The organism is Variovorax sp. J2L1-78, assembly GCF_030317205.1.
Lineage (GTDB): Bacteria > Pseudomonadota > Gammaproteobacteria > Burkholderiales > Burkholderiaceae_C > Variovorax > Variovorax arabinosiphilus.
The window spans coordinates 551,456-565,710 of sequence record NZ_JASZYB010000001.1; the positions used below are offsets into that span (position 1 = coordinate 551,456).

Annotated in this window: 12 protein-coding genes; 9 read left to right on the forward strand and 3 right to left on the reverse strand. The window is 69.0% G+C overall.

Going from position 1 to position 14,255, the window contains the following annotated elements; translation table 11 throughout:
* Positions 1–182 precede the first annotated feature (182 nt).
* The 7 genes from imuA to QTH86_RS02655 all read left to right on the forward strand — a co-directional run bounded on the left by imuA (position 183) and on the right by QTH86_RS02655 (position 9,899).
* Positions 183–1,004 (forward strand): translesion DNA synthesis-associated protein ImuA, encoded by an 822-nt coding sequence (gene imuA, locus QTH86_RS02625; RefSeq protein ID WP_286646217.1) that lies wholly within the window; start codon positions 183–185, stop codon positions 1,002–1,004.
* The gene (locus QTH86_RS02630; RefSeq protein ID WP_286646216.1) at positions 973–2,367 is read left to right on the forward strand and encodes a Y-family DNA polymerase; all 1,395 of its coding nucleotides are present in this window, start codon (positions 973–975) and stop codon (positions 2,365–2,367) included. The genes imuA and QTH86_RS02630 overlap by 32 nt, the downstream gene beginning before the upstream one ends.
* Positions 2,360–5,725, forward strand: a complete 3,366-nt coding sequence (locus QTH86_RS02635; protein ID WP_286646215.1) for an error-prone DNA polymerase — start codon at positions 2,360–2,362, stop codon at positions 5,723–5,725. The genes QTH86_RS02630 and QTH86_RS02635 overlap by 8 nt, the downstream gene beginning before the upstream one ends.
* Positions 5,726–5,735: 10 nt before the next feature.
* Positions 5,736–6,314 (forward strand): 2'-5' RNA ligase family protein, encoded by a 579-nt coding sequence (locus tag QTH86_RS02640; RefSeq protein WP_286646214.1) that lies wholly within the window; start codon positions 5,736–5,738, stop codon positions 6,312–6,314.
* A 61-nt stretch (positions 6,315–6,375) separates the two neighbouring features.
* Positions 6,376–8,808, forward strand: coding sequence for a TonB-dependent receptor domain-containing protein (locus tag QTH86_RS02645; RefSeq protein WP_286646213.1), 2,433 nt, complete (start codon positions 6,376–6,378; stop codon positions 8,806–8,808).
* A 34-nt stretch (positions 8,809–8,842) separates the two neighbouring features.
* Positions 8,843–9,376, forward strand: coding sequence for an EF-hand domain-containing protein (locus tag QTH86_RS02650; RefSeq protein WP_286646212.1), 534 nt, complete (start codon positions 8,843–8,845; stop codon positions 9,374–9,376).
* The gene (locus QTH86_RS02655; RefSeq protein WP_286646210.1) at positions 9,366–9,899 is read left to right on the forward strand and encodes a DUF2271 domain-containing protein; all 534 of its coding nucleotides are present in this window, start codon (positions 9,366–9,368) and stop codon (positions 9,897–9,899) included. Before QTH86_RS02650 ends, QTH86_RS02655 begins: the two co-directional genes overlap by 11 nt.
* Here the strand turns inward: QTH86_RS02655 and QTH86_RS02660 are convergent.
* Complete coding sequence (locus tag QTH86_RS02660) at positions 9,872–10,852, reverse strand: FUSC family protein (protein WP_286646209.1); 981 nt, start codon at positions 10,850–10,852, stop codon at positions 9,872–9,874. The two genes, QTH86_RS02655 and QTH86_RS02660, sit on opposite strands and share 28 nt — an antisense overlap.
* On the reverse strand, positions 10,849–11,328 hold the full coding sequence (locus QTH86_RS02665) for a MarR family winged helix-turn-helix transcriptional regulator (protein ID WP_286646208.1): 480 nt from the start codon (positions 11,326–11,328) through the stop codon (positions 10,849–10,851). Before QTH86_RS02665 ends, QTH86_RS02660 begins: the two co-directional genes overlap by 4 nt.
* 314 nt (positions 11,329–11,642) lie before the next feature.
* On the opposite strand from QTH86_RS02665, the gene QTH86_RS02670 reads away from it, so the two are divergent.
* A complete protein-coding gene (locus QTH86_RS02670) occupies positions 11,643–12,458 on the forward strand; it encodes a polysaccharide deacetylase family protein (protein ID WP_444813544.1) in 816 nt (271 codons plus the stop codon).
* Positions 12,459–12,588: 130 nt separating this feature from the next.
* A complete protein-coding gene (locus tag QTH86_RS02675) occupies positions 12,589–12,912 on the forward strand; it encodes a hypothetical protein (protein ID WP_286646206.1) in 324 nt (107 codons plus the stop codon).
* A gap of 24 nt (positions 12,913–12,936) precedes the next feature.
* Here QTH86_RS02675 and hmpA read toward each other — a convergent pair whose 3' ends face one another.
* On the reverse strand, positions 12,937–14,145 hold the full coding sequence (gene hmpA, locus QTH86_RS02680; RefSeq protein WP_286646205.1) for an NO-inducible flavohemoprotein: 1,209 nt from the start codon (positions 14,143–14,145) through the stop codon (positions 12,937–12,939).
* Between the last annotated feature and the right edge of the window lie 110 nt (positions 14,146–14,255).

The following is a 14,255-nucleotide window of genomic DNA, read 5'->3' on the forward strand; positions in this document are numbered from 1 at the left end:
GCGATCTCGCCCGCCAGCACCTGTGAAAGATTGCACGCTCGGCGGCGACGGGTGACGAAAGGAACGAGCACGCGCCGGCCTGCACTCCGGCGAGTCCGCTGAGCGGACATGCGCTGTCACCAGAAAGGCATTGCCCATCGGCAGAATACTGTATAAAAATACAGTTAACAGTCGATTCCGCCATGGGCCAGCCTTCCCTTTCCTCGTCCCTCTCGTCTTTTTCCTTTGCTTCCGCCCGACACAAGGTCTGGCGCGGCGACGAACTGGGCGCGGCCGACACGCAGGTGGAAGCCACCGGTCATCCGGCGCTCGACGCCGAACTGCCCGGCGGCGGCTGGCCGGTGGGTGCCATGACCGAGCTGCTGCAGGACCGGCCGGAGGCGCATGTCTGGCCCTTGCTGCTGCCTGCGCTGGCCCGAGCCGTGGCCATGCGCGGTGGACCGGTGGTGCTGATCGGTGCGCCGCACGAGCCTTTCGGGCCCGCCTTGGTGGCCGGTGGGTTGCCCCTGGAGGCGCTCCTGTGGGTGCGCAGTGAGGCATCGGCGGCCCGGATGTGGGCCTGCGAACAGGCCTTGCGCTGTGCCGACGTGGCGGCCGTCATGGCCTGGCTGCCGCAAGCGCGGGTGGGCGAGTTGCGCCGCCTGCAACTGGCGGCCGCGCAGCACGAGGCGCTGCTGTTCGTGATGCGGCCCGAGGCCGTGGCGCAGTCGGCCTCGCCGGCACGGCTGCGCCTGCAACTGGTGGCGGCCGACGGCGGGCAGATGGACGTGCACCTGCTCAAGCGACGCGGCCCACCGCTCGCGCAGCCGCTGAGCTTGCCGGCCCGCAGCGAACGCATGGTGGCGCTGCTGACGGCCAGCCAGTGGCGGCGCCAGCGTCGCGAGCGGCAGAACGCCATCCAGATCCCCCCTGTCCAGGGCGCGACCGTCGTGCGCCTCGATGTGCGCAGCAGGCGCAGAGAGGAGGGCACCCATGCAGTGGATCGCCTTGCGGTGGCGGCCTGAAGACGATGCGGCCGTGCCTTCTTCCGACAGCGCTGCGCCCGTCCGGCCCGCCCCCGAACTGCCGCTGTCCCTCGAGGCCCTGGGTTGGTGGGCATTGCGCTACACGCCGCGCGTGGCCTGGCTCGACGAGGCGCTGGTGCTCGAGGTCTCGGCCTGCGAACGGCTGTGGGGCGGGCGTCAGGGATTGATGCGGCTGATGGTCACCGACAACCCGGTGCCGCACAGCCGCCTCCAGAAAGTCGAAGGCGCCACCAGCCTGGTCGCGCTGGCACGGCTGCGCCTGTTCGCGCTCGGCCAGCAACCGCCGGTCGACATCCCGGCGGCCTTGCCGCTGCACACGCTGACGGCCGCGCGCGAACATCTCGACGTGCTGGCGCGCATGGGTTGTCGCACCTGGGGCGACGTGGCAGCGCTGCCGCGCGGCGGGTTGTCGCGGCGCTTCGGCGCAGCGCTGCGCGAGGCGCTCGACAGGGCCTGGGGCCTGCGCCCCGAGCGTCACACCTGGCTCACGCTGCCCGATGCCTTCGAGCAGAAGCTGGAGCTGCCCGCCCTGGCCGAAAACGCGCATGAGTTGATGTGGTCGGCCAACCGGCTGCTGGCGGCGCTGCAGGTGTGGCTGCGCGTACGCCAGCGCGGCGTGCTGGCGCTGGAACTGGAATGGACGCTCGACCTCAAGCGCTACAACGGCGTGAACCTGCCGCCGCACCAGCACATCACCGTGCGTACCGCCGAGCCCACGCAGGACATGGCGCACCTGCGCCGCCTGATGAGCGAGCGGCTCGCGCTCACGCAGCTGGCCGCGCCCGCGAGCTGGCTGCGCCTGCGTTCCCTCGAAACCACGCCCTGGGCCGGCGCCAGCACCAGCTTCCTGCCCGAGGACAACCGCAAGGGCGACAAGCTGCACGAGCTGGTCGAGCGGCTCAGCGCCCGGCTGGGCGCGCGCGAGGTGCTGGTGCCGGTGGCGCAGGCCGACCACCGGCCCGAAGGCATGCAGGGCTGGCGGCCGGCGCTGCGCAAGGGGGGGGCGCCGGTGACGCCGAAACCCGCCACGTCCGCGGACACGATGGCCCGGCAACCCGATGCGCTGTTTCCGCCCTGGCTGCTGCGCGAGCCCCTGCCCCTGGAGATGCGCGACGGCCATCCGTGGTACCAGGGGCGCCTCTGCAGCCTGGTCGGCCCGCAGCGGCTCGAAGCCGGCTGGTGGAACGACGGCAGTGACGACGAAGGCGGCCGCCCGGCGGTGCGCGATTACTACATCGCCGAGAGCCCCGAAGCGGGGCTGGTGTGGGTCTTCCGCGAACGGCCATCGCGCTGCTTTTCGTCCGGCGAGGTGCGCTGGTTCCTGCAGGGGCTCTATGCCTGAACTGACCGACAAGCAGATCCAGGCGCGGCAGTCTGCGCGGCTGCATTCGCTGCCCCCGAGGCCACCCACGCCGGTGCGTGGTCGGCCCGACTACGCAGAGCTGCACTGCCTGACGAACTTCAGCTTTCAGCGCGGCGCCTCGACGCCGCAGGACCTGGTGACGCAGGCCTACCACCTCGGCTACCGGGCATTGGCCATCACCGACGAATGCTCGGTGGCGGGCATCGTGCGCGCCCACGTCGCGCTGCGCGAGCATCCCGAGGCGATGGCCGACTGGGAGCGTGCCAACCCCGACAAGCCGCCGCTCACGCGCAACCCCGATTTCCGGCTGCTCTTCGGCAGCGAGTTCCGCTTCGAGCGCTTCAAACTGGTGGCCATCGCGCACGATCTGGAAGGCTGGGGCAACCTCTGCGAGTTCATCACCGCGGCGCGCACCGCCGAGGCGCCCAAGGGCGCGTACCAGGTGCGCTGGGAAGGCAGCGACGTCGCGTCGCTGCAGCACTGCGAGATCCTGCTGGTGCCGCACCGCGCGCCGGGCGGCGCCATGGATGTCGCATCGATGCGTGCCGACGTGGCCGCCGCCAAGGCGCTCTATGGCGAGCACCTCTGGATCGCGGTCGAACTGCTCAACGAACGCGACGACGACCTGTGGCTGATGACGCTCGACGAAGTGGGCGAGGCCACCGGCGTGCCCTTGGTCGCGGCCGGCGACGTGCACATGCACAAGCGCTCGCGCAAGCGGCTGCAGGACGTGGTCACGGCCATCCGCGAGGGCAAGCCGGTGGCCGAGTGCGGCTTCGCGTTGCAGGGCAATGCCGAGCGGCACCTGCGCTCGCGCATCCGGCTGGAGAACCTCTATCCGGCCGAGTTGCTGGCGAATACGCTGACGGTGATGGGGCGTTGCCGCTTCGACCCCGACGAGATCAAGCAGCATTACCAGTACCCGCTGGAACTGCTGGGCAATGACGAGACGCCGGCGCAGACGCTGGTGCGCAAGACGTGGGAGGGGGCGCACGATCGATATCCCGATGGCATTTCAGACAAGGTGCGCACGCAGGTTCAGCACGAACTCGATCTGATCATCCACAAGCACTACGAGATGTTCTTCCTGACTGTTGAAGACATCGTGCGTTTCGCGCGTTCGGAAAAAATCCTCTGCCAGGGCCGTGGCTCGTCCGCCAACTCGGCGGTCTGCTATTGCCTGGGCATCACCGCCATCGACCCCGACACGGGCCATCTGCTGTTCGAGCGCTTCCTCAGCCGCGAGCGCAACGAGCCGCCCGACATCGACGTCGACTTCGAGCACCAGCGGCGCGAAGAGGTCATCCAGTACATCTACAAGAAATACGGTCGCGACCGCGCCGCCATCGCCGCCGTGGTCATCTGCTACCGGGCCCGCAGCGCATTGCGCGACGTCGGCAAGGCGATGGGCGTCGACGAGCGCCTGGTCGACGAGTTCGCCAAGGACCATTACTGGTTCGACCAGACCGTGCTGGTGGACCGCCTCGAAGAAGCGATGGACCGCGCCGGCGTGCGCGAGAGCCTGCAGAAGCTGCAGCTGTGGCTCGAACTCACGAACGAGCTCAAGGGCTTTCCGCGCCACCTGAGCCAGCACGTGGGCGGCTTCGTGCTCACGCAGACGAAGCTCACACGCCTGGTGCCGATCGAGAAGGCATCCATGGCGGATCGCTCCGTCATCCAGTGGGAGAAGAACGACCTCGAAGCCATGGGCATGCTCAAGGTCGACGTGCTGGCGCTGGGCATGCTGAGCGCCATTCAGCGCGGGCTCGGCTTCGTGAACCGCTGGCGCGGCACGGCCATCGAGATGCACCACATCGCGAACGACGACGCGAAGGTCTACGACATGATCTGTGCGGCCGACACCATCGGCGTGTTCCAGATCGAGAGTCGGGCCCAGATGTCGATGCTGCCGCGCCTGCAGCCCCGCGAGTATTACGACCTGGTGGTCGAGGTCGCCATCGTGCGGCCGGGGCCGATCCAGGGCGGCATGGTGCATCCGTACCTCCAGAACCGCGAGAAGCTGCGTCGGGGCGAGAAGATCGAGTACCGCTATCCCGCGCTCGAGAAGGCATTGGGTCGTACGCTGGGCATCCCGATCTTCCAGGAGCAGGTGATGGAGATCGCGATGATCGCGGCCGGCTTCACGTCGGATGAAGCCGATGGCCTGCGCCGCGCGATGGCCGCCTGGAAGCACACCGGGCACATGGAGAAGTACCAGGAGCGGCTCATCGAAGGCATGGTTGCCAACAAGTACGACCGACCTTTTGCGCAAGCCATCTTCGAGCAGGTCAAGGGCTTCGGCGACTACGGCTTTCCGGAGAGCCACGCCGCCAGCTTCGCGCTGCTGGTCATCGTCAGCAGCTGGCTCAAGTGCCACGAGCCGGCCTGCTTTCTCGCGGCCATGCTCGATTCGCAGCCGATGGGTTTCTATTCGGCATCGCAGCTGGTGCAGGACGCGCGGCGCCACGGCGTGGAGGTGCGGCCGGTTGACGTCACGGTGAGCGACTTGCACAGCACGCTCGAGGCGCGTGCACCGGATGCGCCGCGCATGCCGGATGGCACCGATCCGCGGTACGCCGGCTTCCTGGGGCGGCCCGACCAGCCGGCGGTGCGCCTGGGACTGCGCCAGATCGTGTCGCTCAGCGAGACCGGTGCCCGGCGCCTGCTGAAGGCACGCGAACAGGCACCCTTCACCAGCACCGAAGACCTGGCCGTGCGCGCCGACCTCGACGCGAAGGACATGGCCGCGCTCGCCGGCGCCGATGCCTTGATGCGCCTGTCGGGCCACCGCCGCCAACAGGTGTGGGACGCGACGGCCACGCGGAGCGGGGGCGGGCGTGCGCCGGGCTTGCTCAAGGGCGTGCCGATCCACGAGGCGCCCCTGCAATTGCCCGAAGCCTCGGAAGGTGAGGAGATCGTCGGCGACTACGCGTCGCTCAACCTCACGCTGCGCCGCCATCCGCTGGCACTGCTGCGACCGCGCATGGCGCGTTTCAAGCTGCTGAGCGCGCAGGAACTGGGCGACGTGCCGCACGGCCGCCTGGTGCGCGCCTGCGGCATCGTCACCATGCGCCAACGCCCGCAGACCGCCAAGGGCACGATCTTCGTGTCGCTGGAGGACGAGACCGGCATCGTCAACGTAATCGTCTGGAACGACGTGGTCGAGGCGCAGCGTGAACCCTTGCTCAAGTCGAAGCTGCTGGCAGTGCAGGGCGTGTGGCAGCGCGACACGGCCAGCGGCGGCCAGGTGCGGCACCTGCTGGCCCAGCGCTTCAAGGACCTCACGCCCTGGCTGGGCCGGCTCGCCGACGGGCGGCGCAGCCGGGACTTTCATTGAAGGAGAGGCCATGCACGACGACCCATCGATGCCCGAGACGGCCCTGCGACTTTTCATCGGTCTGCAGCCGGACGATGACGTGCAGGTCGCGATCCGGTCGCATCAGCCCTTGTGGCGCTGGCCGCCCCGGGCGCGTCTGTTGAAAGCCGAGCACTTCCACATGACGTTGCATTTTTGGGAGCGGGTTCATTCGGCGCGCTTGGATGAACTGCAGCACGTGCTCGGCACGGTCCCGATGCAACCCATCCCGATCGTGCTTCGCACCACGGCGTTGTGGACAAAAGTGGCCGTGCTGCTCGCGGACGAGAACGTGGCGCTCAACGATCTGCGATCGCGCCTGATGGTGCCGTTGTTGCGCATGGGGCTGCGGGTCGATGGCCACTGGACGCCGCATGTCACGCTGGCGCGCCATGCGCTCGGCGCCGTGCCGCCGGCCTGCTCGCCGCCCATCCACTGGACGGCGCGCCACTTCTCGCTGGTGCGGTCGACGCTCTCGCCTACGCCGCCCTTCGTTCAGCACGATGTTCTGCGTCGCTATCCCGTCTCCGACGACATCCCTCGTTCACCCATTGCTACAATTTGCGACTGAAGCCAGATGTTTCCTTGTCAGGAGGTCCAGCGAGACGACCCTCTTGACTTAAGGCAAACGCATGACTCCGTTCAGCGCCCTGGCCATGGCCAGCCGCGACCCTGGTGCCGCTCGCGCACCCTCCGCTCCATCTCCCGGTTTCACCCGATTCCCCCGACGCCGTGTCAGCCTGGTGGCGCTCGCCATCCAGGCCCTGCTGTGGCAGGCAGCGCCGGCGTTCTCGCAGAATGCGCAGACCACGCCGCAGCGGCCCGCCACCAGCGCCTCGTCAGACAGCAAGGAAACGCTCGACGAAGTGAAGGTGACCGCGGACGCGCTGCGCCAGGAAGCCGGCACGCGCACCGTCATCACGCAGGAGGACATCGAGAAGACCGGTGCCACCGGCATGGGCGACGTGATGCGCTACCAGCCGCTGGTGGAAGCGCCCGGCACGGTCACCGGCAGCACGCGCGGGGCGAGCCGCTATGACCGCAGTGGCACCACCGGCTACAACATCCGCGGCATCGAGGGCAACCGGATCGGCCTGGACGTCGACGGCATCGAGATGCCCGACGCCATCAGCCGCGCGCCGCTGACCAACCGCGCGCAGGACGGCACCTTCGGCATGGGCCGCGACTTCATCGACCCGGACATCTACTCGGCGGTCGACATCCAGTCGGGCACCACCAATTCGCAGCGCACGGCCGGCGGCATCGGCGGCGCGGTGAGCTTCCGCAGCAAGTCGCCGGAAGACTACGTGAACGCGGACAAGCCGCTCTACTTCGGCGGCAAGCTGGGCTACAGCGAGGTCAACAGCGCCTGGACCGAGGCCGTGACGGCGGCTGGGCTGTCGGGCGACTACGCGGGCATCTTCAGCTACGTGCGCCGCGATGGCCATCAGACGAAGAACAACAGCGACGTCGTGGACAGCTTCCCCGAGGATTGGCATTCCGACGCGCTGCTGCTCAAGGGCAGCATGCGCGTGAACGCGCAGCACAAGCTCGAGATCGGCGCCGACCTTTACCGCAAGCAGAACGACAGCAGCTTCGACGCCTGGAACAACGCGGGCACCGCCGTGACCGGCACGTCGACGCAGAACGCCAAGACCGAGCGCAACACCTTCCACCTGGCCCACACCTGGACGCCCGGCGCCGGTGGCCTGGTGGATCGGTTGAACACCCGCGTCTACCTGCAGGACACGGACATGGACGACGTCACCGACACGCTGACCTTCAGCACGCGCGCCGTTGGGCGGGACATCTCGCGGAACACCACGCGGCAGGTGGGTTTCTCCAGCGCGGGCGAGAAGCAGCTGGACAACCATCTGCTGAAGTTCGGCGTGAACTACTCGCAGACGAAGAACGAGCATCCGTTCTCCTCGACTTACGATTCGTCCACGCAGCAGCCCTTCCCGGACACCACCACCGACCGGGCCGGCATCTTCCTGGAGGACACCATCGACTTCCAGGTTGGCGGCCGGCGCCTGGCCGTGGTGCCCGGGCTGCGGGTGGACCGGGTCAAGCCCAGCATCCGCAATGCGGACAGCTTCGGCAACAACCGCATCACCGCGGCGCAGCTGGAGACGATGTACGGCAGCACCTCGGGCACCACCATCGCCAGCCCGAGCCTGGCCGTGCTCTACGACATTCGGCCGACGCTGACCGCCTATGCGCAATGGAAGCGCAGCGGCCGCGCGCCCACCAACAGCGAGGTCTTCGGCTACTGGAACGGCGGCGGCGGATCGTATGCGCTGGTCGGCAACAAGGACCTGAAGAAAGAGACGAGCGATTCCTTCGACATGGGGCTGAAGGGCTCGCCGACACCGGGCGTGGTGTTCAACAGCTCGGTCTTCTACACGCGCTACAAGGACTTCATTTCCTACACGCGGTACATGCGTGCGAACAACCCCGAGTTGTTCACCAACATCCAGCCGAACCTGAACATCCTGTACCAGGCCAGCAACCGCGACGAGGCGACCATCTACGGCACGGAGCTGAGCGCGCGGCTCGAGCACGGCACCTGGTCGCCCGCCGCCAAGGGCCTCTACAGCACCTGGGCGCTGGGCTACAGCAAGGGCAATTCGAAGTCCAATTTCGCCGGCGACAAGAAGGTGGACCTGGACTCCGTCCAGCCGGCCAAGGCCATCATCGGCGTGGGCTACGACGCCCCGGAGAAGGCCTGGGGCCTGAACCTCACCGGCGTCTTCGTGAAGGGCAAGCAGGCCGTCGCGACCAACCGGCAGGGCTTCAGCAACGACCCCGGCGCCACGCTCACCGATTCGACCACCGAACAGTTCCGCGTGCCCGGCTTCGCCCGATTCGATCTCTCGGCCTACTGGCGCCTGACCAAGAACGTGCGTCTGGCCGGCGGCATCTACAACCTGGGCGACAAGCGGTACTGGGCCTACAGCAATGCCCGCAGCCTGCAGCCGGCATCGGCCCAGGACCGCCGCCAGATCGAGCTTTCCACGGCGCCCGGGCGGACCTTCGCGGTCAGCCTGAACGTCGATTTCTGACACCCACCGATCCACCCACCCAAGGACCATCACCATGAAGATTCTTCACACGACCCTTCTCGCCGCAGCGGCCACCGTGCTGCTGTCGGCCTGTGCCGGCAACGCGCCAGCCCCATCCACGCCGGGGGCGCAGGCCGCCGCCGGCCAGCCCGCGCGGCCGGCCGGCGGACACGGCCTGGACGCCTTCCTCGGCAGCTACGACACCAACCGCGACGGCGCCGTCACGCGCGCCGAGTTCGACGCCGTCCGCGTGCAGCGCTTCCGTGCCGGCGACAAGAACGGCGACGGCGTGCTGAGCGAAGACGAATACGTCGCCGAGTTCGAGGGGCGCCTGAAGCGCCAGTACTTCGACGAAGGACGCCAGCCCGACAAGGCCTACGAGAACAGCATCAAGCAGGCGCACGTGCGCTTCGGCATCGTCAACCGCGCGCGCGACGGCAAGTTCACGGCGGCCGAAGACGCGGCCATCGCGGACAAGACCTTCAAGAGCCTGGACACCAACAACGACGGCAGCGTGTCCAAGGCCGATCCGCAACGCCCGCCTCAAGCACGCGGCAATGACAGCTAGGACCAAGCCTTGGCTGGGCGCGGTGGCACTGGCCTGGGCGACCGGGCCCGCGGCAGCGGCAGCGGCATCGCTCACGCTGCAGCTCACCTTGCCCGACGTCGCCGCGGCGTCGTACTACCGCCCCTACCTGGCGGCATGGGTGGAGAAGGCCGACGACAGCAAGGCGGCGGTGACCACCCTGGCCGTCTGGTACGACACGCGCCTGCGCGACAACCAGGGCCGGGGCTGGCTGCGCAACCTGCGCACCTGGTGGCGCGCGGGCGGCGAGCAATTGGCGCTGCCCGTCGACGGCGTCACCGGCGCCACGCGGCCGGTCGGCACGCATGCACTGCATTTCGCGGGCGCGACGGGTGCGCTGGCGACGCTGCCGGCGGGGCGCTACCAGCTCGCCGTGGAAGTCGCGCGGGAGCAGGGCGGCCGCGAACTGCTGCGCGTGCCGTTCGAATGGGGCGGCGCGGCCAATGCGGCGCAGGCCAAAGGCGAGAAGGAACTGGGTCAGGTGACGGTGAACGTCGAGCCCTGATCGCCCCGGCCGACTGCGGCCGACAGATGCATCAGTTTGCGCAGGTCGTCCTGCAGCGTCAGAAAGGCATCTGCGCGCCATGCGTCGCCAGCCTGCGAGCCCAGCGCGGCGATCACCACCGCGGGCGTTTCGCTGGCGCCATCCAGGCGGTTGGCTGCCGCGCGCAGCGCAACGGCGGCGGCCGCTGTGGCGGCACGTGTGTCCGCTCGACGATCGGGCGCTGCCGTCGACGCCTGCCGGGCCAGCCAGCCCACATCCTGGGCCAGCCGCATGGTGAGCAGCAGCAGCTTGCGTTGTTGGGAGGCCGGTGCTGCGCCGTGGACCATTTCACCGAGCCGGCGCAAGGCCGCCCGCAAGGCGACGCCGTTCGATTCGCGTGCTGTTGCGTCGGCGTCCACGGCGGTTTCTGCCTGGGTAGCCAGCTGGCGCAACAGGGCAGAGATGACCGCCAGCGGTCGTGCCGTGACCGACAGGCGATAGGCCAGCCACGCCATGAGCATGGCCGCCCCGGCACCCACAGCAATCTCCAGCGTACGCAGGCCCGCAACCGTCAGGGGCGAGACCTCCGGCCGTCCCGCCGCCGTCATGACGATCAGCGCGGTGATGGCGCTGCTGCGCCAGCCGATGCGATCAGCCGTGGCAAAGCAAAGGATCACCACCAGGACCAGCGTGACGGACTCGGCGGTGCCGACGTGGACATGCACCAGGCCCGCGCCGGCCAGACCGACGAGCGCGCCGCCCAATGTGGCCGCCAGGCGCTGCCAGCCCGCACCGAGCGTGGCGCTCGCATCGGCACGGCTCACGATGAGCGCACTCATGACCGCCCAATGCGCCTCGGGCAAGCCGAAGCTGCGCGAGACCGCATAGGCCAGGACGACGGACAGCGCCAGCTGCAGGCCGTGCCAGATGTGGCCTTCGCGAAAGAAGGGTCGGCGGTCGAGCCAGGCTTTCATGACGGGTCTGCCTCGGCGGATGCGGGCGCGGCCTGCAGCCGGGCGGAGAGGCGATCCATCAGCGCACAGGCCTCCAGCAAGGTGCGCTGTTCGTCCGTGCTGAGCGACGCGGCGATGGATGCTTCCAGCGATGCTTCGCGCTGATGCACATAGGTGGTCAGCAACCTGGCGCCCGCGGTGGTCAGGCGAAGCCGTTGGCGCCGGCCGTCCGTGACGTCCGCGTGACGGGTCGCCCAGCCTTCGGCCTCGATGAGGGCCAGCAGGCGGGTCAGGGTCTGCAGCCGCACGCCTGCCTGTTGCGCGAGTTCGGTGGGCGTCAGCTCGCCATGCCGGAACAGATAGCCCAGCACGCCGAGCTGGGAAGGGGTTGCGCCGATCGGCGGCAGCGCACTGCGCAGGCTGCGGTTGAGCCGCGAGAGTGATTCGCGCAGCACCACAGCGCTGTGCCGCGGTGAACTGGATTTTTTGGCAGACATCGCGATATGGTAAGCATTGTCTTACTATTTGTCGCTGCGCATCGATATGGGCCCGATGCTGTCGGCACGGGACGGCGGCGTGCGAGGGCGGAATGCAGAGGTCCAGCGGGCCGAACCGGCCACCGCACGGCGCAGGCGCTGACGCGGCGGCGCTTGTCTTTTGTCACCCTCCGGCGCTCGCCTCGAGGGCCGCTTTTCGCTAACCTCTGCCGATGATTGCCTTCGCCCCGCAGCGCGCGGCGGCCGGGACGCCCATCGGTCCGCCGCCGCCTGCGCCGGATCTCCCGGTCCCGCCCAGCCCCCAAGTCCCGCCGATGCCGACCCCGGAGGGCGACCCGCCCGCCGTGGTGCCGCCCGTGACCGACCCCGGCAAGCCGGCGCCGGTGATCGAGCCGCCGCCCGGCGACATCGTGCTGGGCCGTGCGCATGCACGGCGCCTGCGCGACATCTATCGCTCGGCCGGCTGGCCGTGTGGCGACCCGGTCGAGGTCGATCTGCTCGCCGCCGGGCTGCTGGAGCGCCAGCGCTCGGCCTTCGGCCACGAAACGCTGCGCGTGACCGACCGGGGCATCGCCCACATCGCCAGTTCGCTTGTCGTGAACCGCGCCGCGCTGTCGGCACACGAAGCCCTGGTCGAGCAGGTGGCGCGCGAGATGACGCGCAGCGGCCGCATCGCCTGGCGCGGGCTGAGCCTGCGCGCCCGGTTGCCGCCGACGGAAGAGGGCGGCAAGGCGCGCTGGTGCATCGCGCGGCCCGACGTGTTTTCGATCCGCAACACCAGCGTCGAGGCGTATGCGCAGCCGGTCGTCCACGAGATCAAGGTGCGGCGCACCGACCTGATGGCCGACCTGCGCAAGCCCGACAAGCGCGCGGCCTACCTCGACCTGGGCGGCGAGTGCTGGTACGTGCTCGGGCAGGACGCCCGCGGCCGGCCGATCGCCACGCCGGAGGAAATCCCGGCGGAATGCGGCGTGCTGATGCTCGAGGGCGGGCGCCTCGTCGTGGCGCGGTCGGCCGTGCACCGGGCGCAGCCGCGCATGCCCTTCGCCGTCTGGATGGCGCTGGCCAAGGCCCAGCCCCTGGCAGGCTTCGATGAAGACGCCCAGGGACTGCTCTGCGGCGAGGGTTGAAACCACCGTTTCGCCCCGCGTCGCCGCCGTTTGTCGGATGGGCTTGCGCGAATTGATTCGAAATGTAAGATCGCCGGCCCGTCTGAGACGGTGCGGCAACGACGCCGCAATTGCCAGGAGCTGCCCCGCCATGCAACCGGTTCTCGAGTTCATCCAGCGCCACGAGCGTTCGTACACCTACAGCGTCCGTGCGCCACAGAAGAGCGCGGCGATGCGGGAGGCGGCTTACGTGGACCGCGGACTGACGTCGCTCGCCGCCTGCGTGTTTGATGCCGCGCAGGCACTCAGCCACAACTTCCCCCGCGCCCATATCCGCTACCAGGGGCTGTGCATGGGCGAGATCGAGGTCAGCCGGCTGCGCGCCTGCTCCGAATTCATCGCCCAGCAGTTGAAGGCCGAGTACGCGCGGCGCTCCGCGTCCGAGTCGGCGGTGCCCATCGCCGCGGCCGGCTGAGCCGGGCCGCCATCGAGCCGCTTTTTATTCGAGTGCCGACGCGGGCCCGAAGAATTCGTAGCGCACCTGCCGGTCGGGCACGCCCAGCGTGCGCAGCGAGCGCTGCACCTGCTGCATGAACGGCTTGGGCCCGAGGAAGTAGGCGTCGATGTCGCGCACGCCCTCGGCCGCAGCCGGCAGCCACTGTGCCAGGGACGCGGCATTGATCCGGCCAACGGCATGCGGCGCCACCTCCACGTCGTCGGCCGCCGGCGCTTCGTCGTAGCAATAGAAGCGCTCGAACTGGGGATGCTGGTGGGCCAGCGCGTCGATGGCGCGGCGGAAGGCATGCACCTTGTGCGAGCGGGCGCAATGGATGAAGCGCACCGGCCGCTGCGGCGTCCGGGCCAGCGCCGTCTCGAGCATGGCCAGCGTCGGCGTGATGCCGACGCCGCCACTGATCAGCACCAGCGGGCGCTCGGCGTCGGCCAGCGTGAAGCCGCCCGACGGCGGGAACAGCTCGACCACGCTGCCGACCTGCACCTGGTCATGCAGATGGGTCGACACCAGCCCGCCGGGCTCGCGCTTCACGCTGATGCGATAGCTGCGGCCGTTCGGCGCGGCGGACAGCGAATAGTTGCGGCGCGCCTCCTGCCCGTTCACGTCGAGCCGCAGGCCGATGTACTGGCCGGGCGCGAAGTCGAGCACCGGCTGGCCGTCGACCGGCTCGAGGTAGAAGGACGTGATCTCGGCGCTCTCTGCTTCCTTGCGGGCTACGCGGAAGGCCCGCCCGCCGCGCCATCCGCCCGGCGCCGCCGCCTTGCGGTCGTACTCGGCTGCCTCGGTGCCGATCAGGATATCGGCGAGCTGCCCATAGGCGGCCGCCCAGGCCTCGATCACCGCGTCGGTCGCGACCTCGGCGCCCAGCACTTCGCGGATCGCGCGCAGCAGGCAGGCGCCCACGATCGGGTAGTGCTCGGGCAGGATCTGCAGCGCCACGTGCTTCTGCACGATCTGCGTCGCCAGGTCGCCCAGCGCTTCGAGCCGGTCGATGTTCTTCGCATACATCAGCACCCCGTTGGCCAGGGCGCGCGGCTGCTCGCCGCTGACCTGGTTGGCCTGGTTGAAGAGCGGGCGCACTTCGGGGTGCTCATCGAGCAGGATCCGGTAGAAGTGCGTGGTCAATGCCTCGCCCCCGGTTTCCAGCAAGGGGACGGTGGCGGTGACGATGGCTTTGTGCGCGGCGCTCAGCATGGGGATCCTTCGAAGGTGGCGTAGGGCTTTCTCGTTGCAATCGCCGTTCCAACCTTGTCCTGCAGCAAAATCAAGGACTTAGCTTTGATGCATGTCGGTATGACGCGATT